Here is a 17,673-nt window from a genome sequence, read left to right on the forward strand (position 1 = left end):
GCTGAGCGAAGTCGAAGCGGCGTATCGAAGGATGGTGCACGCCAGACCCTTCGATACGGTCCTTCGACAAGCTCAGTCCCTACTCAGGGTGAACGGATTAGATGTAAAGTGTCGTCCTCTAGGCGCCATCAAGGCGGAGGGACGCACCTTCCGCCATTCCTCTTCATTTCGTCTCGTCGCGATTGACCTGGTCATCGTTCAGCATTTCTTTGCCATTTTCCGTCAGGGTAGCGCCTACTGTCGGATTATCTTACAGCGATTGTAAGGCCAGTCCGGCGCCAGAAGGCGCGCCAGTTCGGCGGCCAGCGGGATAAGTGCAACGATGATCAGGCTGTTCAAACATTATGTGCCGCACGCGGTGCTGCTGCTGGGCCTGCTCGATTTCGCATTGCTGCTCGCTGCGGCGGAGGTCGGCTGGGTCTTGCGCGCGCATCAGATCGGCATGGATGTCGATCATATTTCCACCCGCATCGGCCCGTTGATCAGCTTCGCCGTGTCGATCCAGACCGCGATGATCGCGGTCGGCGTCTATGGCACCGAAGCGCTGCAATCGATTCGTTTCGCCTTCGCCCGCCTGCTTGTCGCCGTGTCGCTGGGCGTCATCTTCCTGTCCGTCCTCTATTTCCTGTTGCCGGGCATGACCCTGTGGCGCTCCAATTCGCTCTACGCCATGGGGCTGGCGATGGGTGTGCTGGTGCTGGTGCGTCTGCTGCTGGGATCGATGATTGGCGGGGAGGCTTTCAAACGTCGTCTGGTGGTGCTGGGCGCGGGCAATCGCGCCGCCCGGATCAAGGAACTGGAGCAGAAGCGCGGCGCGGGCTTTCTGGTCGTCGGCTTCATCGCCATGAATGACGGCGCGCAGGTGATCCCGGAGGCGATCAACCGCGACGCCGTCTTCAACCTGTCCGATTTCGTGGTACGGCTGAACGCCAGCGAAGTCGTGCTGGCGCTGGAGGAGCGGCGCAACGCCATCCCCATGTCGGACCTGCTGCGCATCAAAACGACGGGTGTCCATGTCAACGACCTCTCCAGTTTTCTGGAGCGCGAAACCGGCCGCGTCGACCTCGCCAGCGTCAATCCCAGCTGGCTGATCTTCTCCGACGGTTTTTCCGCCGGCCGCCGCCTGTCCAGCATCGCCAAGCGCGTCTTCGATATCGTCGCCAGTTCGATCCTGCTGGCGCTGACTGGCCCGATCATCCTGCTTGCCGCGATTCTGGTGAAGATGGACAGCAAGGGACCGGCTTTCTACCGCCAGCAGCGCGTCGGCCTGTTCGGCCAGGAATTCTGGATCGTGAAGCTGCGCACCATGCGGCTGGACGCGGAAGTCAATGGCAAGGCGCAATGGGCCGAAAAGGACGATCCGCGCATCACCCGCCTGGGCTATTGGCTGCGCAAGCTGCGCATTGACGAACTGCCCCAGACCTGGACGGTGCTGAAGGGGGAGATGAGCTTCGTCGGCCCGCGCCCCGAACGCCGCCAGTTCGTCGAGGATCTGGAACAGCAGCTTCGCTATTATGCGGAACGCCATATGGTGAAGCCCGGAATCACCGGCTGGGCGCAGATCAACTATCCCTATGGCGCGTCGATCGAGGATGCCCGGCACAAGCTGGAATATGACCTTTATTACGCCAAGAATTACACGCCCTTTCTGGACCTGCTGATCCTGATCCAGACCCTGCGGGTCGTGCTCTGGCCCGACGGCGCACGCTGACGGGCAGCGGACGATGGGCGCGCTCCTCCAATTTGTCGGCGACTGGGGCCATGCTCTGGCGGCGGTGCTGTTCGCCGCGCTGGGCATATTCCTGCTGCGCCGACGCGCCGACGCGCCCGAACCGCGCCTGCTCGCGTCGGCGCTGCTGCTGACATCCTGCTGGGCGCTCTATGTCTCCTTCGGCGGGGTATCGATGCCGCTGTCGGGGATCGGCGAAAGCATCCGCAACGCAGCCTGGCTGCTGGCGCTATTCACCATCTGGCGGCGCGGGCCGGTGGGGCGGACCGGGGCGCGGGGCGCCATTGCGGCGGTCTATGCCGCTGTTGCCGGCCTGATCCTGCTCCAGACTTTCACGGACCTCACCTGGCGGCAATTGCCGGTGGACAGCGACCTGCATCGCGCGCTGCTGACCTGTTCGCTGGTCCTGCGGATGATGACGGCCATCGGCTGCCTTCTGCTGGTCCACCAACTCTACACCGGCTGGCCATCGCGCGAGCGGGGCGGGATCGCCCTGCTGCTCGGCGCGCTGGCGGCGATGTGGACCTATGACCTTAATCTCTATGCCATCTGCTATTTCGCGCCCAACCGGGTCAGCGAGCTTTACGCCCTTCGCGGGCTGCTGATGGCGCTGCTGGTGCCGGTGGTAGCGATCGGCATGCGCAAGGGGATGGCCGGGCGCCTGCAATTGTCGCGCACCATCGCCTTCCAGTCGCTCTCGATCATGGCGGTCGCCCTCTATGTCGCGGTGCTGGTCGCCGTCGCGGTGCTGATCGAACTGATTGCTGGTCCCTATGCCCGTCTGGTGGAGATTGCGGCGGTCTTCTTCATCGCTGTCACCGCGCTGGTGTTGCTGCCATCGCCCCGTATCCGGGCCCTGTGGCGGGTGCAGGTTGCCAAGCATTTCTTCCAGCATCGCTATGATTATCGCACCGAATGGATGCGCTTTGGCGAAACCATCGGCCGCCCCGGTGAAGACGCCGCGCCGCTGGGCGAGCGGGTGGCCAAGGCAGTGGCCGACATTACCGACAGTCCGGCCGCCATGCTGATGCTGCGCGATGACAGCGGCGACCTGATCTTTGAAACCCATTGGAACTGGAATGACGATCTGGCCGCGGTCGGCATCGTGCCGTTCGCCATCGTCCGGAAACTGGAGAAGAGCGGCTGGATCGTCGACCTTGCCCGGCTGAAGGGCGGGGAGGGGACGCTAGACCTGCCCGACTGGCTGATGGAGGACCGGCGCGCCTGGGCGCTGGTGCCGCTGATCCATTATGGACGGTTGATCGGCGCGATCCTGCTGGCTCGTCCCCCGGTCGACCGGCGGCTCGACTGGGAGGATTTCGACATGCTGCGCGCCGCTGGACGTCAGGCGGCGACTCATATCAGCGAAGCGCAGGGGCAACAGGCGCTGGACGACGCCCAGCGCTTCGACGAATTCAACCGCCGCTTCGCCTTCATCGCCCATGACATCAAGAATCTGGTCAGCCAGCTATCCTTGCTGTCCCGCAATGCGGAGCGGCACGCCGACAATCCCGAATTTCGCGCCGACATGCTGCTGACGCTCAAGGAGTCGGTGGGCAAGATGAACGACATGCTCGCCCGCCTGTCGCTGCATAACAAGGGGCGGCCCGAAGAACCCCGCCCTATGCCGCTGCGCGATCTGCTGGTCCAGCTTGCCCATGCCCGCGCGCGCCAGCATGCCGTGCAGGTCAGCGGAGACGCCCCGCTGGCGCTGGCCGATCCCGCTCGCGTCGAACAGATCGTCCAGCATCTGATGCAGAATGCCATAGATGCCAGCCCGCCCGGCAGCCCGGTCGACCTGCGCCTGTCCGCTGATGCGCAGGACGTGATTGTCGAGGTGATCGACCGGGGCAAGGGCATGAGCGCCGAATATGTCCGCCGCGACCTGTTCAAACCCTTTTCCTCCAGCAAGACCGGCGGCTTCGGCCTTGGTGCGTTCGAGGCGCGCAGTCTGGCGGAGGCGATGGGCGGCCGCATCGACGTGGACAGCAAACCCGGCGTCGGCAGCCGCTTCACCCTGCGCCTGCCATTGGCGCCGCTATCCGATCGTAAAGAGAAGGCCGCCTGATGAGCGACACCCGCCCCAAATTGCTGATCGTGGAGGATGATCCGGGCCTGCAACGGCAATTGCGCTGGGCCTATGAGGATTATCAGCTCTTCATCGCCGGCGATCGGGAAGAAGCGATCGAGATGCTGCGGGCCGAGGCGCCCGATGTGGTGACGCTCGACCTTGGCCTGCCGCCCGATCCGGACGGCACCAGCGAAGGCTTCGCCACGCTGGCGGAGATGCTCAAGATCAAGCCCGATACCAAGATCATCGTCGCATCGGGCCATGGCGCGCGGGAAAGCGCGCTGGATGCGATCGCGGGCGGCGCCTATGATTTCTACCAGAAGCCGGTCGATATCGATGAACTTGGCCTGATCGTGCGCCGCGCCTTCCACGTCCACGGGCTGGAGCGGGAAAATGTTCGGCTGGCCGATGTCGCGCCGGAGGATGGCCGCGTGCTGGGTCGCCTGATCAGCGGCGCGCCGGAAATGATGAAGGTCGCCCGCACCATCGAGCGGGTCGCCAGCGCCAATGTGTCGGTCCTGCTGCTGGGCGCCAGCGGCACTGGCAAGGAATTGCTGGCGCAGGGCCTGCATGACACCAGCCCGCGCCGCACCGGCGCCTTCGTCGCGATCAATTGTGCGGCGATCCCCGAAACCCTGCTCGAATCCGAATTGTTCGGCCATGAAAAGGGCGCCTTCACTGGTGCCATCAAGATGACGCCCGGCAAGATCGAGCAGGCGCAGGGCGGCACGCTCTTCCTGGACGAGGTGGGTGACATTCCGCTGCCGTTGCAGGTGAAGCTGCTGCGCTTCCTTCAGGAACGGGTGATCGAACGGATCGGCGGGCGGCAGCCGATCGCGGTGGACACGCGCATCGTGTGCGCCACTCATCAGGATCTGGAGGCGATGATTGCCGCCGGCACCTTCCGCGAGGATCTCTATTATCGCCTCGCCGAAATCACCGTGCGCATTCCGCCGCTGCGCGATCGCCCCGGCGATCCGGCCCTGCTGGCGCGCCATTTCCTCACCCGCTTCGCCCGCGACATGAACCCGCAGGTCAAGGGGCTGGCCCCCGATGCTCTCGCCGCGCTCGACGCCTGGGCCTGGCCCGGCAATGTGCGCGAACTGGAAAATCGCATGAAGCGCGCCGTCATCATGGCAGACGGCAAGCTGATCACCGCCGCCGACCTCGATCTGGATGACGAACGGGCGGATGGCGGCGATGTCGTGAACCTCAAGGCCGCACGCGAAATGGCCGACCGCCGCGCCATCCGCCGCGCCATCGCCCGGACCGACGGCAATATCTCCGGCGCGGCCAAGATATTGGGTATCAGCCGGCCGACCCTCTACGATCTGCTCAAACAATATCAGATGCAGAATTGATGCGCCGCACCCGACTGATCCTGATGCTGGGCGTCGCGGCCCTGCTGCTTGGCGTTGCCGGCCTGTGGCAATGGCGCGCGCATGAACGGGACGGCAGCGCCGCTCTGACGCGCGGCCTTGCGGCGCTGGAAAAAGGCGATGCCCGCACCGCGCGGGTCGAACTGATGAACGCGATCAAGGCCAATCCCCGCGCCGCCGATGTCCGCGCGGCGCAGGCCCGCGCGCTGGCGGAACTGGGTGATGGCCCCGGCGCGCAGGGGGAAGTGGAACGGGCACGCGCGCTGGGCCAACCGGCATCGCAAACCCGTGCCGTCATGGCGCAGGCGCTATTCCTGCAAGGGGATATGCAGGGCGCCCTGCGGGAAGCCCGCGCAACCGATCTGCCCGAAGCCGATGCCGTGCGAGCCGCGCGCGTCGTCGCCCGCGCGTCTCTGGCGCTGGGCGATGGCTATGCCGCCCGAACCGCATTGGAACAGGCGCTGGCCCTTGCCCCCAATGACCCGGAAAACTGGATCGATCTCGGCCGCTTCCGCATCGCCATGGGGGATCAGGCCGGCGCGATCGTCGCCGCCGAACGGGCGGTGGTGCTGGCGCCCGGCAATCCCCACGCGCTCGCCCTGCGCGGCGAACTGGTTCGCGCTCAATATGGGTTGATCGCGTCGCTGCCCTGGTTCGACCGGGCGCTGGCCGCCAACCCGGATTCGGTCCCGGCGCTGGAACAATATGCCGCCACGCTGGCGGACGCCGGACAGGCTAGCAAGGCGCTCAGCCTCAGCCGTCGCCTGCTGGCGCTCGATCCTGCCAATCCGCGCGCCTGGATGCTTCAGGCGGTGATGGCCGCGCGGGCGGGGGAGGGCGACCTTGCCCGCAAGCTGCTCGATCGCACGAAGGGGCGGTTGGACGCGGAGCCTGCCACCCAATTGCTGCGCGCAATACTGCATATGGAGGATGGCAATGCCGTGCTGGCGGCCGATACGCTGGCGCCACTGGTCGCCGCGCAACCGGACAACCGCACCGCCCGCACATTGCTCGGCCGGGCCTATTATCTGAATGGCGATTATGCATCGGCGGCGTCCACGCTCGCGCCGATCGTCGCCCAGCGCGATGCCGATCCCTATATATTGACCCTCGCTGCCCGTGCGCAGGAGGCACTGGGTGAGCGGACCATGGCTGCCGATATGCTCGCCCGTGCCGCTTGGCCAGTCCGCCCTGCGACCGATGCCTTCGCTAGCCCCCGCGACGCCGCGCTGGCTGCGTCGCCACCGTCCAGCGTCGCCACTGCGCGCGACAATATCCCCTATATCCGCGCCCTGCTCAGCACGGGCCAGCCAGAGGAAGCGCTGGCCCGCGCCCGTGCGCTCAGCCGTGCCAATCCCGGCGCGCCGGACGCATGGCTCATCCTGGGCGATACGCTCGCCACCGCCGGTCAGCCGCAACAGGCCGTCCGCGCCTATGAGGCGGCGGGCAATATCCGTTTCGATCGGGATGCCGCGCTGCGTCTGGCCGCCGCCTGGGCGCGTGTTGGCAATCCGGCCCGCGCGGGGCAGGTGGTGCAGCTTTTCCTCTCGCAAAATCCCAATGATGTGGAGGCGCAGCGTCTTGCCGCCATCGTCGCGGCGCAGGCGCAGGACTGGCGCACCGCGCTGCGGATGCTGCGCGCCGTCCGCGGGCAAGTGGGCGACAATGACGCGCTGCTGATGGCCGATCTCGCCCGCGCCGCGCTCGAAAGCGGCGATCGCGCCGCTGCCCGTGCCTATGCCGCCCATGCCTATCGCCTGATGCCCGGCAATCCGGTGACAGCAGACATGTTCGGCTGGGTGCTGTTCAAGAGTGGCGAGAAAGGCCCGGCGCCTGTCGACCTGCTGGAAAAGGCCGTCGCTTTGGCCCCCGGTGCGCCGGCGCTGCAACTCCATCTGGGGCAAGCCTATGCCGCCGCCGGGCGGAAGGGCGAGGCGAAACTGGCTCTGGCGCGCGCGGTGGCCGTCCCCGGCTTCCCCGGCCGTCAGGAAGCGATCGACGCGCTGGCGGCGCTATAGATTCGTCATTGCGAGCGAAGCGAAGCAATCCATGGTGCGACAGTGGATTGCTTCGCTTCGCTCGCAATGACGCAGGAGACTTTACGCCTTCGCCATATCCAGATCGTCGATCCGCAGCCCCAGCCGCCGGATCTGCGCCGCGACCGGCGGCCAGACATTGTCGATGAAATGCGCGCGCTCCATTTCGCGCAGGCGGCGGGTCGCGCCATCGGCCACGAACATGCCGACGCCGCGCTTCACCACTACAAGCCCATCATCCTGAAAGCTCTGATAGGCCTTCGCCACCGTCAGCGGGTTCGCCCCTTGCGTCGCGGCGAAAGCGCGGACCGAAGGCAACAGATCACCGTCGGAAAATTCCCCATCCAGGATGGAAGCGGCGATGATCTCACGCAAGCGGAGATAGACGGGTTTGGATTCGTCGGCCATGGTGCATCAGTGCCATAATACAGCCACAGGGGTCAAGCTAGGAAATTGCCCATTGCTTTACGCCCGTGTAATTATCTGTCCCAGGTCGATACGATATCGTCATATTCTGGCCGGGGGCGTTCTTCCTGCGCTTTGCCCACGGTGCCGATGAAGACGAATCCGGCAATCTTCTCGTCCGCCCCGCCAAAGGCATCGCGCACATCGTCGTTGAAGCTGGGCCATCCGGTCAGCCAGCCGCCGGCAAAGCCCAGCGCATGGGTGGCATGCAGCAGGTTCATGATCGCCGCGCCGGCGGACAATTCCTGTTCCCAGACCGGGATCTTGCTGCCCGCGACCGGTTTGGACATCGCCACCACTAGCGTCGGTGCCTGCTGCGCGAACTGGTGCATCGCCTCGATCTCCAGCCGCCCGGCCTCCGGCTTTTCGGCGCGATAGGCTGCTTCCAGCAGCGCGGCCAGCGCATCGCGCCTGTCCTGCGGCACGATCACGAAGCGCCAGGGCGCCAGCTTGCCATGATCGGGCGTGCGCAGCGCCACTTCCAATATCTGCCGCAACTGCGCGTCATCCGGGCCGGGCGCGACCAGATCGCGGGGCTTGCCGGAACGGCGGGTCTGGAGCAGGGCGAGCGGGGAGGAGAGGTCGTTGAACATCGCAGCGACAGATGGCGCGACATGTCCGCCAGCGCAAGAGCAGGCGGGGTTTTTGACAGGACGAACCCTTCCGCTCTAGGCTGTTTCCATAAGCGGCCCCGTGCTCGGCGGCCGGAAACAAGATAGTGATAAAGGGTGCCGAATGGCGATTTCGGACAAGATTGCGATCGAGCCAGGCAAGACCTGGCTCGGTCATCCGCGCGGGCTATATTTGCTCTTCTTCGCGGAAATGTGGGAACGGTTCAGCTATTACGGGATGCGCGCCATCCTGATTTTCTACCTCACCAAACATTTTCTCTTTGGTGAGGACAAGGCTTATCTTCTCTACGGCGCCTATACGTCGCTGGTTTACATCACGCCGGTCATCGGCGGTTATCTGTCGGACCGATTCCTGGGGCCGCGCAAGTCGGTGCTGGTGGGCGGTGTCTTTATCGCCATCGGCCATTTTTTGATCGCCGTGACCGAAGGACCGGGGGGACAGGACCCGCTCTATCTCAACGGCTTCTACCTCGCGCTGGCCAGCATCATCGTCGGCACCGGCTTCCTGAAGGCCAATATCTCCGTGCTGGTGGGCGAACTCTATGCCCGTGACGATCACCGTCGCGACCCGGCCTTCTCCATCTTCTATATGGGCATCAACATGGGCGGCATGCTCGGCCCGATCGTCTGCGGCCTGCTGGGCGAACTTTGGGGCTGGAGCTGGGGCTTCGGTGCGGCGGGCGTCGGCATGCTCGCCGGCCTCGTCATGTTCGTATGGCTGCGGCCCTGGCTGCTGGGCAAGGGGGAACCGCCCGCACCCAAGGCGCTCAGCGCGCCGACTGCCGCCGGCCTCAGTCAGGAATGGACCATCTATCTGGGCGCGGCGCTGGGTGTCGTCGCCATCTGGCTGGTGATCCGTTACGCAGAGCTATTGGGTTATGCGCTGCTCGCCTTCTCGGCGCTGACTGTTGTCTATATCCTCTGGCGCACGCTCGGCACGCTGGGGAAGGTAGATCGCGACCGGATGTTCGCCGCGCTCTTCCTGATTGCGCTCAACCCGCTCTTCTGGGGCCTGTTCGAACAGACCGGATCGTCGCTCAACATCTTCACCGACCGCAATGTCGACCGCGCCATTCTCGGCTGGGAGGTTCCCGCCTCGCTGTTCCAGTCGGTCAATTCGGTCTTCATCATCCTGTTCGCGCCGCTCTTCGCGGTGCTGTGGACCTTCCTCGACAAGCGGCGCCTCGAGCCCTCCTCGCCCGCGAAGTTCGGCATCGGCCTCATCCTGTGCGGCGCGGGCTTTCTGGTGCTGGTGGCGGGCGCGGCGATGGCGGGCGCGAACCTGACGCCGGTCCTGTTCGTCTTCCTCATCTATCTGTTCCATACGCTGGCCGAACTCTGCTTCTCGCCGGTCGGCTTGTCCGCCATGACCCGCCTGTCGGTGTCGTCGATGGTGGGCCTCGTCATGGGCACATGGTTCCTCGCCATGGCGGCAGGCAATTTCATTGCCGGCCTTATTGCCCGCGCGACCGGCAGTGGTGAAGTAGGGAATGTCAGTCAAGTGCTTGACGTCTATACGCAAATTGGCTGGTTCGCGGTCGTCGTGGGCGTGCTGGTTCTGCTTGTGTCGCCCCGTATTAAACGCATGATGCATCTCGATCTTATCGGTTCGGAGGAAAAGGCATGAAGACGGGAGGCAGATGGCTGCTGATCGCGGCGCTGCTGGCGGGCAGCGCCGGCCCGCTCGCGGCAAAGCGGGACAAGGATGAACCGGCGTCCGCCGTGCAGGGCTCCTCGGCAGAGCCCGAAAATCCCTATCCCTCCACCTACAAACCCTATCCCGGTCGTCCCACGGCGATCCGCGGCGCCACCATCTTCGACGGAGAAGGCGGCCGCATCGACAAGGGCGTGGTCTTCCTGTCGGAGGGCAAGATCGTCGCCATCGGCGGCCCCGACACGCCGATCCCGGCCGATATTGCGGTGTTTGACGGCACCGGCAAATATGTGACGCCGGGCGTGATCGACATTCACAGTCATCTGGGCGTCTATGCCTCGCCCGGCGTCGATGCGCTGTCGGACGGCAATGAAATGACCTCGCCCGTGACACCCCATGTCTGGGCCGAACATAGCATCTGGCCGCAAGACCCCGGCTTTGGCCGCGCGCTCTCCAATGGCGGCGTCACCACGCTCCAGATCCTGCCCGGATCGGGCAATCTGTTCGGCGGCCGCAGCGTCACGGTCAAGAATGTCCCCGCCCGCACCCAGCAGGGGATGAAATTCCCCGGCGCGCCCTATGGCCTGAAAATGGCGTGCGGTGAAAATCCCAAGCGGGTCTATGGTGGCAAGGGGCGTGAGCCATCGACCCGCATGGGCAATATCGCGGTCGATCGCCAGACCTGGATCAAGGCGCGGGAGTATCAGAAGAAGCGCGCCGCCGGGAAGGATCAGACCCGCGACCTCGGCATGGAAACGCTGGCCGACGTGCTGGAAGGCAAGATCCTGGTCCACAATCATTGCTATCGCGCCGATGAAATGGCGAACGTGATCGATATGTCGAAGGAATTTGGCTACAAGATCGCGGCTTTCCACCATGCGGTCGAAAGCTACAAGATCGCCGATCTGCTGCGCGACAATGGCATTTGTTCGGCCATGTGGGGCGACTGGTATGGCTTCAAGATGGAAGCCTATGACGGGATCAAGGAAAATATCCCGCTGGTGCAGCAGGCCGGCGCCTGCGCCATCGTCCATAGCGACGATCAGGATGGCATTCAGCGCCTCAATCAGGAAGCGGCCAAGGCGCTGGGCGCGGGCCGCCGCATGGGGATCAATATCTCCGACGAACTGGCCTGGACATGGCTTGCCATCAATCCGGCGCGCGCCATGGGCATTTCCGAACAGACCGGCAGCCTCAAGGTCGGCAAGATGGCCGATGTCGTGCTGTGGAACGGCAATCCCTTCAGCACCTACACGCGGCCGGAAAAGGTCTGGATCGACGGCGCGCTTCTCTATGACAGCGCCAATCCGAAGCTGCGACCGGTCAGTGATTTCGAACTGGGCCAGATCGGCGCGGGAGACGTGAAATGAGCCAGCGCTTTTCTTTCAATCCGTTCGCCCTGAGCCTGTCGAAGGGCGCTGCCCGAACGGTGGTGGCTTGCGCATTGGCCATGGCCACCCCCGCACTCGCCCAGTCCATCGCCATCACTGGCGCCACGCTGGCGCTGGGCGACGGGTCGGAGCCGATCCAGAACGGCACCGTCGTCATTACCGCGGGCAAGGTTGTCGCAGCAGGCGCCGGCATCGCCGTACCCGCAGGCGTGAAGACTATCGACGCCGCCGGCAAATGGGTGACGCCCGGCATCGTCTCGGGCTTCTCCCGCGTCGGCCTGGCCGAAGTGCCCGGCGTCAAGGAAACCAACGACATCCGTGCCGCCCGCTCGCCTTTCTCCGCCGCGATCGACGTTGCGCCCGCGATCAACCCGCTGGCCAATCCCATCGCGATCAGCCGAACTGCGGGCATCACCCGCGCCGTGGTGGCCCCCGCGACCGCCAATGGCATCTTTGCCGGGCAGGGTGCCGTCATCGATCTGGGCGCGGACATGACGCCGATCACCCGCGCGCGCGCCTTCCAATATGTGGAAATGGGCGAAGAGGGGAAGGATGACGCCGGCGGCAGCCGCGCGGCGACGATCCTGACCTTCCGCATGATGCTGCGCGAGGCGCAGGAGTTCGCCAAGGCCCCCGCCAGCTATGATGGCCGGTCGAGGGATGCGCTGCTCAACCGTGTCGATGCCGAAGCGTTGGTGCCCGTCGTTACTGGCGCCATGCCGCTGATGGTCCATGCCGAAAGCGCGCGCGATATCCTGACCGTCCTGTCGCTGCGGCAGGATTTCCCGGCGCTCAAGCTGATCCTCGCTGGCGCGACCGAAGGCTGGATGGTCGCGCCCCAGATCGCCGCCGCCAAGGTGCCGGTCATCACCGCGGGCCTTGAAGACCTGCCCTCCAGCTTCGAAAAACTCGCCGCGACCCAGAGCAATGTCGGCCGCATGGTGAAGGCGGGCATCAGCGTTTCGATGGGTATGCTGACCGGCGACGACGCGCTGCAACTGCGCGCCGCGACCCAGCAGGCAGGCAATATGGTCGCGCTGAACCGGGTGCCGGGCGCGACTGGTCTGAGTTGGGGGCAGGCGCTGCGCACCATCACCTCCGCCCCGGCCGAGGCGATGGGGTTGGGCGACCGGATCGGATCGCTCAAGGCCGGCAAGGCGGGCGATGTGGTGATCTGGGATGGCGACCCGCTGGAAATGACCTCCGCCCCGGTGGCGGTCTGGATCGACGGCGTCGCCCAGCCACTGGAAAACCGCCAGACCAAGCTGCGCGACCGCTACGCCACGCCGGGCGAGGGCGACCTGCCCAAGGCGTATGAATGGTGAAACGGGAAGGGGGACTACGGCCCCCTTTTCTTGGATAAAGAGGCCACCCTCAATCGGAGGTCGACAGGGAGGCCGTAGGCACTGTCGCTTATGAAGTTGGCAGCCCCCACCACACCGTCACCCCAGCGCAAGCTGGGGTTTCAGGCGATAGCGGGATGAGGCTTGAGCAGGCACCTCGTTCGACTGTCTCCCGCCTCCGCCTGAGATGCCAGCCTTCGCTGGGATGACGACGTAAAATCACTGTCCCACAGTCTTCCCAGCCTGTCCTACCTGCCGGTTATCGCGTACCCAAAGCAGGGCTCTTTCGCATCGCCTGCACCCCGCCACGCTCGCAACGAAATTTCCAACTTCCGCACGAAAATATCAAGATTCACGGGAAACATGCGAAGTTAAGCGGCGCATATCCTATTTGTCGGTCGCGCCCCAGACATCGCTGGCCTTCACATAGCCGCGCTGGCCCTTGATATCGAAACCGCACCAGCCGCCCGAACAATCGCTCAACCGGCCAACCACGCCGCGCTCCGCCCGGAACAGGGTGCGCGATCCGTCGCTGGCACCTTCATGCAGGGGGGCGATGTCCGCTTTCACGATGGCGGTGGCGGTATCGCTCAACAGGCGGACGTGCATCCATCCCAGCGCGCCATCCGGGTCTTCGACCTTGCGCCACTGGCCCAGCACCTGCACCACCTTCACCGGCAGGTCGCGGCGGCGATAGACCCAGTTGGACGGATAATCCAGGCTTGGCCCCACGCGCATCCGCGCTTCATCCTGCGCCAGCGAAGCCCAGTAGGGCACCGGCTTGGCTGGCGCCGCCAGCGCAGCGCCCGCCGCCCCGATCCCGGCAGCAATGCCCGCACCCAGTAAAAACCGCTTCATTCCAGACCCGAAAACCATGTCGCCCATGGCTCTCCATAGTCGCTTGCGTCGATTTGCGACAGTCTTTCCTATCACCCGTCGGTCCTTATCCGCTTGACCCGCGACCCGGCCGGGAATAGCGGCTTGATCCATGGCCAAGAAGCAGCGACCCGCCAAGCCGCGCGTCATCGTCACGCGCCGCCTGCCACCCAATGTGGAGGCGCGCATGGCCGACCTGTTCGATACCAGCTTCAATGTCGGCGATGTGGCGATGAGCCGCACCGAACTGGCCCGCGCCATGGCCCAGTGTGACGTGCTGGTGCCCACGATCAACGACACGATCGACGCGGACCTGATCGATGCCGCGCCCGACCGGCTGCAACTGATCGCCAGCTTCGGCAGCGGCGTCGACCATATCGATCTCGCCGCCGCCCGGCGGAAGGGGATCATCGTCACCAATACGCCCGGCGTCCTGACCGAGGATACGGCCGACATGACGATGGCGCTGATCCTGTCGGTGCCGCGCCGTCTGGCAGAGGGGGAGAAGCTGGTCCGCACCGGCGAATGGCGCGGCTGGAGCCCGTCGGGCATGTTGGGCCACCGGATCGCCGCCAAGAAGCTGGGCATCATCGGCATGGGCCGCATCGGCCGCGCCGTCGCTCGCCGCGCACGCGCCTTCGGCCTGTCGATCGCCTATCATAACCGCCATCGCCTGCCTTTCGAAGTGGAGCAGGAACTGGAAGCGGAATGGCAACCCGATCTGGATGCGCTGATGTCGTGGAGCGATATCCTGTCGATCCATTGCCCACTCAACGCCGGCAGCCGGGGCCTGATCGATGCCCGCCGCATCGCGTTGCTGGGCCCCAACGCCTACCTCATCAACACGTCCCGCGCGGAAATCACCGACGAACGGGCGCTGATCGACGCGCTGGAGGAAGGGCGGATCGCCGGTGCCGGCTTCGACGTCTACACCCATGAACCGGCGGTCGACCCGCGCCTGCTGGCGCTGTCCAACGTCGTGCTGCTGCCGCATATGGGGTCTGCAACCTTTGAAGGCCGCGACGCCACCGGCGCCCGTGTCATCGCCAATATCCGCACCTGGGTCGACGGCCATCGGCCGCCCAACCAGGTCTTGGAAGGCTGGGTCTGAGGTCAGGCGGTGGCGAGCTGGTCCTTGAGGCCGTTCACGACCAGATGGCCACGCATAACCGACTCATTGGCCTGCCGCACGGCGGCATGGGTGTCGGCATCGATCGCCTCGTCCTTCAGCACCCGCTCGAATTCTTCGCGCAGATAATCTTCGCCACGGTCAATCGCCTGGATCACGGCCTTGTCACCGCCGCCCAGTGCCACGAAAATATCTTCCATCCGGCGATGTACCGTCCCGGCCGCCGACCCGAATTCGTTGGGCTTGCCGCCCAGCGCCCGGCTGCGCGCCTGCAACAGGTCCACCGCTTTACGGCGTTCGGCCGACAGATCGCGAAACAGCGTCTGGAGTTCGGCTGACTTCGCCTTGTCGGCGCTATGGTCATAGCCTTTCACACTGTCGATCAGGGTGGTGATCAGGTCGTCCAATTTGCTGATGGCATGGTTGCTCGACATCGCCTTCTCCTCATGATGGCGGGGAAACAACCGCCGATCGACCATGATGGTTCAATCAAGCACCTGATATTCAACCTTAACCTACCATTAGCTATAGTCTATCAACCCGCTACGCAGGCGGAACAAGCTGCCCCGTAATCGGTTGAGCAGGGCATGATCGCTCTCCTATGAAAGGACCCATCATGATCAAGCTTGCCCTTATCTCGCTCGTCATCGCCGCCGTTCTGGCGCTTCTGGGCTTTGGCGGCGCGGCCGGCACCTTTGTCGGCATCGCGAAGATTCTGTTCTTTATCGCCATTGCCGTCTTCGTTCTTTTCCTCGTGCTGGGAATCCTGGCTGGCAAGGGGATCAAGGACGCGATAGATTAAGGTATGACTGAGATTGGCGCTGGAGTGAACGAAACTGGCAGGTTGCTGCGCGATGAAGCCGGTTTCCTGCTCCAGCGTGATTGCGGCGGCAGCTACCGCCTCGTCCTGTTGCGCGTGCCCGTGGACCATGTCGAGAAACGGGTGCGGGTGCAGGGCTATTATGCCGGTGACAATATTGTCGAGGCCGAGGGCGTAGCCGCCGCCTGACCCTCTTGCCAAACACCGCGTGAAGCGCGATCCATTGCGCCCATGCGCAAGATTCTTTCTTCTCTCATCCTCCTGTCCGCGCCCGCTCTGGCGCATGCCCAGACAGTGCCCCATGATCAACTGACCCGGATCATCGACGATCATTGGGCCTGGTATCTGTCGACCCATCCGGTCGAGGCGACGGCGCGCGGCGTGCGCGACTATGACGACCGCATCTACGACATGTCGCTCGCCGCGCGCGATGCGCACATCAAGGCGGAAGGCGGCTTCGTTACCCGTTTGGAGGCCGTCCCGGCGCAGCAACTGGATGCGGCCGACCGCGTCAATCGCGACGTGCTGCTCTGGATGCTGCGCGACGATATCGACAGCGACCGGCATCCGGCAGAGCGGCTGATGCTCTTCACCACCTATTATGGCTGGCATCAGGGCTTTTCGGGCATGGCCGATGGCCTGCCTTTCTACAATCAGGCCGATTATGACAGCTATCTGAAGCGCCTCGCGCTCTATCCCAAGCAGAATGGCGATGCCCTTGCGATCACGCGGCAGGCGATCAAGGGCGGCTATGTGCAACCCTGTTCCGTGCTGCAAAATTACGCGAAGAGCATCAGCGGCATCATGGACGGAAAGCCGGAGGACACGCGCTTCTACGAACCGTTCAAGCGGCCCAAGCCGCGCGATATCAGCGACGCGGACTGGAGCGCAATGCAGGCGCGGGCCGTTGCCCTGATCCGCGACGTGCTGACGCCTGAATATCGCAAATGGCACGACCTGTTCGTGGCCGACTATCTGCCGCATTGCCGCAAGAGCGACAGCGCATCGGCGCTGCCCGGTGGCGCAGCCTGGTATGCCAGCCGGGTGCGGGCGCACACCACGACCGACCTGACCCCAGACCAGATCCACCAGATCGGCCTGGATGAAGTCGCCCGCATCGGCAAGCGTATGGACGAGATCGCAGCGAAAGCCGGCTATCCCAGCCGTGCCGCCTATATCCAGCATCTGCGCACCGATCCGTCCTACTATGCGAAGACTCCCGAGGAGTTGCTGCGCGTCGCGGCCCGTCAGGCCAAGACGATCGACGGCCTGCTTCCACGCTATTTCGGCACGCTGCCGCGTTTGCCCTATGGCCTGAAGCCGATCCCGGCAGCCGAGGCCGAAGGAACCACGACGGCCTATTATGGGCCCGGTGCGCCGGAGAGCGGCATTTCCGGCACCTATTGGGTCAATACGTCGAAGCTGGATCAGCGCCCCTTCTGGGAACTGCCCGCGCTGACCGCTCATGAAGCGGTGCCGGGCCATCACAACCAGATCGCCCTGCAACAGGAATTGCCGCTGCCGCCTTTCCGCAAATATCTGGCGGGATTCACCGCCTATGTGGAGGGCTGGGCGCTCTATACCGAATATCTGGGCGAAGAGATGGGCCTCTACGACACGCCCGAAAAGATGATGGGCCGCCTGTCCTATGAAATGTGGCGTGCCTGCCGTCTGGTGGTCGACACCGGCATCCATGCCAAGGGCTGGGACAAGGCAAAGGCCGTCGCCTTCATGAAGGCCAACAGCGCCCTGTCGGACGCGAATATCGACGCGGAGGTCAATCGGTACATCAGTTGGCCCGGTCAGGCGCTGGGCTACAAGCTGGGCGAGATCAAGATCCGCGAATTGCGGGCGAAGGCGGAGGCGGCGTTGGGGCCTAAGTTCGACCTGCGGCGCTTCCATGACGCGGTGCTGGCGCAGGGTGCAGTGCCGCTGACCGTATTGGAAAGCCAGATCGACGGGTGGATCGCGGCAGAGAAGGCGCGGGGATAGCCGTCCTACTTAAGTCCGTTCTTTACTCAGAGTAATAGAAAAGTCGCGGTTTTTGGTCGATTGGCGTGGTTCGCAGCAACATTTTGCTGCGCTGCCGCGACTTGCCAATTCGCGTCTCTTGGCGTACCGGGGCCGCGTCAGCTCCCGGACCGGGCA

Annotated in this window: 15 protein-coding genes; 11 read left to right on the top strand and 4 right to left on the bottom strand. The window is 64.5% G+C overall.

Features of this window, described 5'->3' with window-relative positions; genetic code table 11:
* Nucleotides 1-322 precede the first annotated feature (322 nt).
* The 4 genes from BMY84_RS08510 to BMY84_RS08525 are packed head-to-tail and all read left to right on the top strand — an operon-like array spanning nt 323 to nt 7,197.
* A complete protein-coding gene (locus BMY84_RS08510) occupies nt 323-1,711 on the top strand; it encodes a TIGR03013 family XrtA/PEP-CTERM system glycosyltransferase (protein WP_093083062.1) in 1,389 nt (462 codons plus the stop codon).
* A gap of 13 nt (nt 1,712-1,724) precedes the next feature.
* Nucleotides 1,725-3,797, top strand: coding sequence for an XrtA/PEP-CTERM system histidine kinase PrsK (gene prsK / locus BMY84_RS08515; protein ID WP_093083064.1), 2,073 nt, complete (start codon nt 1,725-1,727; stop codon nt 3,795-3,797).
* Complete coding sequence (gene prsR / locus BMY84_RS08520) at nt 3,797-5,161, top strand: PEP-CTERM-box response regulator transcription factor (protein WP_093083067.1); 1,365 nt, start codon at nt 3,797-3,799, stop codon at nt 5,159-5,161. The genes prsK and prsR overlap by 1 nt, the downstream gene beginning before the upstream one ends.
* Nucleotides 5,161-7,197, top strand: coding sequence for a tetratricopeptide repeat protein (locus BMY84_RS08525; protein ID WP_093083069.1), 2,037 nt, complete (start codon nt 5,161-5,163; stop codon nt 7,195-7,197). The genes prsR and BMY84_RS08525 overlap by 1 nt, the downstream gene beginning before the upstream one ends.
* Nucleotides 7,198-7,278: 81 nt before the next feature.
* Here the strand turns inward: BMY84_RS08525 and BMY84_RS08530 are convergent, their stop codons facing one another.
* Together BMY84_RS08530 and BMY84_RS08535 are read right to left on the bottom strand one after the other, a co-directional pair.
* Nucleotides 7,279-7,623, bottom strand: coding sequence for a GntR family transcriptional regulator (locus BMY84_RS08530; RefSeq protein ID WP_093083072.1), 345 nt, complete (start codon nt 7,621-7,623; stop codon nt 7,279-7,281).
* A gap of 71 nt (nt 7,624-7,694) precedes the next feature.
* Complete coding sequence (locus BMY84_RS08535) at nt 7,695-8,273, bottom strand: nitroreductase family protein (protein WP_093083074.1); 579 nt, start codon at nt 8,271-8,273, stop codon at nt 7,695-7,697.
* 142 nt (nt 8,274-8,415) lie between these two features.
* On the opposite strand from BMY84_RS08535, the gene BMY84_RS08540 reads away from it, so the two are divergent.
* The 3 genes from BMY84_RS08540 to BMY84_RS08550 all read left to right on the top strand — a co-directional run bounded on the left by BMY84_RS08540 (nt 8,416) and on the right by BMY84_RS08550 (nt 12,682).
* Nucleotides 8,416-9,939 carry a peptide MFS transporter gene (locus BMY84_RS08540; protein ID WP_093083077.1) on the top strand — a complete coding sequence of 508 codons (1,524 nt, stop codon included), beginning with the start codon at nt 8,416-8,418 and terminating at the stop codon, nt 9,937-9,939.
* The gene (locus BMY84_RS08545; RefSeq protein WP_093083079.1) at nt 9,936-11,336 is read left to right on the top strand and encodes an amidohydrolase; all 1,401 of its coding nucleotides are present in this window, start codon (nt 9,936-9,938) and stop codon (nt 11,334-11,336) included. Before BMY84_RS08540 ends, BMY84_RS08545 begins: the two co-directional genes overlap by 4 nt.
* Nucleotides 11,337-11,416: 80 nt before the next feature.
* Entirely contained in the window at nt 11,417-12,682 is a 1,266-nt protein-coding gene (locus BMY84_RS08550) for an amidohydrolase family protein (RefSeq protein ID WP_093083405.1), read from the top strand.
* A 405-nt stretch (nt 12,683-13,087) separates the two neighbouring features.
* On the opposite strand, the gene BMY84_RS08555 is transcribed toward BMY84_RS08550, so the two are convergent.
* Nucleotides 13,088-13,585, bottom strand: a complete 498-nt coding sequence (locus BMY84_RS08555) for an SH3 domain-containing protein (protein WP_093083082.1) — start codon at nt 13,583-13,585, stop codon at nt 13,088-13,090.
* A gap of 103 nt (nt 13,586-13,688) precedes the next feature.
* On the opposite strand from BMY84_RS08555, the gene BMY84_RS08560 reads away from it, so the two are divergent.
* On the top strand, nt 13,689-14,687 hold the full coding sequence (locus BMY84_RS08560) for a 2-hydroxyacid dehydrogenase (RefSeq protein WP_093083086.1): 999 nt from the start codon (nt 13,689-13,691) through the stop codon (nt 14,685-14,687).
* Between the two features lie 2 nt (nt 14,688-14,689).
* Here BMY84_RS08560 and BMY84_RS08565 read toward each other — a convergent pair whose 3' ends face one another.
* Nucleotides 14,690-15,139 carry a ferritin-like domain-containing protein gene (locus tag BMY84_RS08565; protein WP_177203944.1) on the bottom strand — a complete coding sequence of 150 codons (450 nt, stop codon included), beginning with the start codon at nt 15,137-15,139 and terminating at the stop codon, nt 14,690-14,692.
* Nucleotides 15,140-15,321: 182 nt separating this feature from the next.
* On the opposite strand from BMY84_RS08565, the gene BMY84_RS08570 reads away from it, so the two are divergent.
* Genes BMY84_RS08570 through BMY84_RS08580 form a run of 3 tightly spaced genes read left to right on the top strand, consistent with a single transcriptional unit; the run spans nt 15,322 to nt 17,517 of the window.
* On the top strand, nt 15,322-15,507 hold the full coding sequence (locus tag BMY84_RS08570) for a DUF1328 domain-containing protein (protein WP_093012647.1): 186 nt from the start codon (nt 15,322-15,324) through the stop codon (nt 15,505-15,507).
* 3 nt (nt 15,508-15,510) lie between these two features.
* Entirely contained in the window at nt 15,511-15,714 is a 204-nt protein-coding gene (locus BMY84_RS08575; protein WP_093012321.1) for a DUF5818 domain-containing protein, read from the top strand.
* Nucleotides 15,715-15,756: 42 nt separating this feature from the next.
* Nucleotides 15,757-17,517 carry a DUF885 domain-containing protein gene (locus BMY84_RS08580; RefSeq protein ID WP_093083092.1) on the top strand — a complete coding sequence of 587 codons (1,761 nt, stop codon included), beginning with the start codon at nt 15,757-15,759 and terminating at the stop codon, nt 17,515-17,517.
* The last annotated feature ends 156 nt before the right edge of the window (nt 17,518-17,673 follow it).

The sequence above is a fragment of the Sphingobium sp. AP50 genome (assembly GCF_900109095.1).
Classification (GTDB): Bacteria; Pseudomonadota; Alphaproteobacteria; order Sphingomonadales; family Sphingomonadaceae; genus Sphingobium.

Excerpts from the sequence above, each read along its gene's own strand:
- BMY84_RS08510 (WP_093083062.1), top strand. The coding sequence starts at position 323 with ATGATCAGGCTGTTCAAACATTATGTGCCGCACGCGGTGCTGCTGCTG.
- prsK (WP_093083064.1), top strand. The coding sequence starts at position 1,725 with ATGGGCGCGCTCCTCCAATTTGTCGGCGACTGGGGCCATGCTCTGGCG.
- prsR (WP_093083067.1), top strand. The coding sequence starts at position 3,797 with ATGAGCGACACCCGCCCCAAATTGCTGATCGTGGAGGATGATCCGGGC.
- BMY84_RS08525 (WP_093083069.1), top strand. The coding sequence starts at position 5,161 with ATGCGCCGCACCCGACTGATCCTGATGCTGGGCGTCGCGGCCCTGCTG.
- BMY84_RS08530 (WP_093083072.1), bottom strand. The coding sequence starts at position 7,623 with ATGGCCGACGAATCCAAACCCGTCTATCTCCGCTTGCGTGAGATCATC.
- BMY84_RS08535 (WP_093083074.1), bottom strand. The coding sequence starts at position 8,273 with ATGTTCAACGACCTCTCCTCCCCGCTCGCCCTGCTCCAGACCCGCCGT.
- BMY84_RS08540 (WP_093083077.1), top strand. The coding sequence starts at position 8,416 with ATGGCGATTTCGGACAAGATTGCGATCGAGCCAGGCAAGACCTGGCTC.
- BMY84_RS08545 (WP_093083079.1), top strand. The coding sequence starts at position 9,936 with ATGAAGACGGGAGGCAGATGGCTGCTGATCGCGGCGCTGCTGGCGGGC.
- BMY84_RS08550 (WP_093083405.1), top strand. The coding sequence starts at position 11,417 with ATGGCCACCCCCGCACTCGCCCAGTCCATCGCCATCACTGGCGCCACG.
- BMY84_RS08555 (WP_093083082.1), bottom strand. The coding sequence starts at position 13,585 with ATGGGCGACATGGTTTTCGGGTCTGGAATGAAGCGGTTTTTACTGGGT.
- BMY84_RS08560 (WP_093083086.1), top strand. The coding sequence starts at position 13,689 with ATGGCCAAGAAGCAGCGACCCGCCAAGCCGCGCGTCATCGTCACGCGC.
- BMY84_RS08565 (WP_177203944.1), bottom strand. The coding sequence starts at position 15,139 with ATGTCGAGCAACCATGCCATCAGCAAATTGGACGACCTGATCACCACC.
- BMY84_RS08570 (WP_093012647.1), top strand. The coding sequence starts at position 15,322 with ATGATCAAGCTTGCCCTTATCTCGCTCGTCATCGCCGCCGTTCTGGCG.
- BMY84_RS08575 (WP_093012321.1), top strand. The coding sequence starts at position 15,511 with ATGACTGAGATTGGCGCTGGAGTGAACGAAACTGGCAGGTTGCTGCGC.
- BMY84_RS08580 (WP_093083092.1), top strand. The coding sequence starts at position 15,757 with ATGCGCAAGATTCTTTCTTCTCTCATCCTCCTGTCCGCGCCCGCTCTG.